2 protein-coding genes are annotated in these 1614 nt (G+C 70.3%); one reads left to right on the top strand and one right to left on the bottom strand.

Annotated elements, in window-relative coordinates; translation table 11 throughout:
- Positions 1 to 95: 95 nt before the first annotated feature.
- On the bottom strand, positions 96 to 1019 hold the full coding sequence (locus tag GTW67_RS32735; RefSeq protein WP_161168381.1) for a helix-turn-helix transcriptional regulator: 924 nt from the start codon (positions 1017 to 1019) through the stop codon (positions 96 to 98).
- A gap of 157 nt (positions 1020 to 1176) precedes the next feature.
- Here GTW67_RS32735 and GTW67_RS32730 point away from each other — a divergent pair.
- A partial coding sequence (locus tag GTW67_RS32730) for a thiamine pyrophosphate-binding protein (RefSeq protein ID WP_524539848.1) occupies positions 1177 to 1614 on the top strand: 438 nt, incomplete at its 3' end.

Raw genomic sequence — 1614 nt, 5'->3', positions numbered from 1 at the left:
GTGCCGCCCCAGCGGCACGACTGCCCGCAGCTAAGTGGGGGGCGTGGCGGGCACGACTGCCCGCAGCTACGGCTCGCCCGGTACTCCGCCACCTCTCAGCGCAGCTCCGCGCGGAATGTCGCCGGGGTCTGGTCCGTGTGTTGGTGGAAGAACTTGGAGAAGTTGGCCGCGTCCGGGAAGCCGACCGCCGCACCGACCCGGGCGATCGGCAGGTCGGTGTGCGCGAGGAGCCGCTTGGCCTCCAGCACCACCCGCTTGTCGATGAAGCCCTTGGGCGTCTCGCCGGTCGCGGCGCGCACCGCGCGGACGAGGGTGCGGCGGGAGTAACCGAGCGCGTCGGCGTAGGCGCTGACGCTGTGGTTGGTGGCGAAGTCCCGTTCGACCGCGTTCCGGAAGAGCGTGAAGGTGGTGTCCCCCGGCGCGTCCGCCTGCCCGCACCCCTGCCGCGCCTCCCGCGCCGCGCCGGCCGCGAGATGCGCGAGGCGCAGCAGGAACGCGGTGAGCGTGTGGCGCAGTACGGCGGTGTGCAGGCTGAGCGGGAGGGTGGTGGCGTCCTCGTACTCGCGTCGCAGCTGGTCGAGCGAGGCGGTCAGCGCGGCGAGCCGGGCCTCGTCGGGGCGGAGCAGGGGCGGCAGGTCGTAGCGGTAGAGACCGGTGGCCTCCACGGTGGCGCGGGGCAGGAAGCCGGGCTGCATGGTCAGCACCGTTCCGCGGTACTCGCTGTCGGGCGAGAAGCGGTGGACCTGGCCGGGACGGATCCACAGCAGATCGCCGGCCGTCGCCTCGTACTCGGCGAAGTCGATCATGTGACGGACCGGTCCGCCGGTGAAGAGCATGACGACGTGGAAGTCGATGCGGTGTACGCGGTGCAGCGGGGCATGCGCACGCCAGGTGCGGCCGGTGCCCATGGGGCCGACCTGCATGCCGACGCCGAGGAGGCTGAGATCGACCGGGAAGGGGAAGGTTCTGATCCCGTCGCCGCCATCGCCGTCGCCGTGTTGGGTGTGTTCGTCCGCCATGTCCTTCTCGCGCCGTGCCGCCCGTGCGCCATGACGCCGGGCCGTGTCCCAGTTTCACCACAGGCTGGCACACCACGACCTTCACTCTCAAAAGTCAGACTTTTAAGTTTGAACGCGTCAGACCAGGTACTTCGCTCCGATCGAGGATTTCTTGAAGATGAGCACGCAGACAACGGACAGCTTCGAATGGACCGAACTCGACCGGCGTGCCGTCGACACCGCCCGCGTTCTGGCGGCCGATGCCGTGCAGAAGGTGGGCAACGGCCACCCGGGCACGGCCATGGCCCTCGCCCCGGCGGCGTACACGATCTTTCAGAAGGTGATGCGTCATGACCCCGCGGACCCGGAGTGGACCGGCCGTGACCGCTTCGTCCTGTCCCCCGGCCACACCTCGCTGACCCTCTACACCCAGCTGTACCTCGCCGGGTACGAGCTGGAGCTGGACGACCTCAAGGCGTTCCGCACGCAGGGCTCGAAGACGCCGGGCCATCCGGAGTACGGGCACACCGCGGGCGTGGAGACCACCACGGGACCGCTCGGCCAGGGCGTCGCCAACGCGGTGGGCATGGCGATGGCCGCCCGCTACGAGCGCGGC

It is taken from the genome of Streptomyces sp. SID5910 (genome assembly GCF_009862125.1).
In the GTDB taxonomy this organism is placed as follows: Bacteria; Actinomycetota; Actinomycetes; order Streptomycetales; family Streptomycetaceae; genus Streptomyces.
This window is presented reverse-complemented; position numbering and strand designations above follow the sequence as displayed.

Excerpts from the sequence above, each read along its gene's own strand:
- GTW67_RS32735 (WP_161168381.1), bottom strand. The coding sequence starts at position 1,019 with ATGGCGGACGAACACACCCAACACGGCGACGGCGATGGCGGCGACGGG.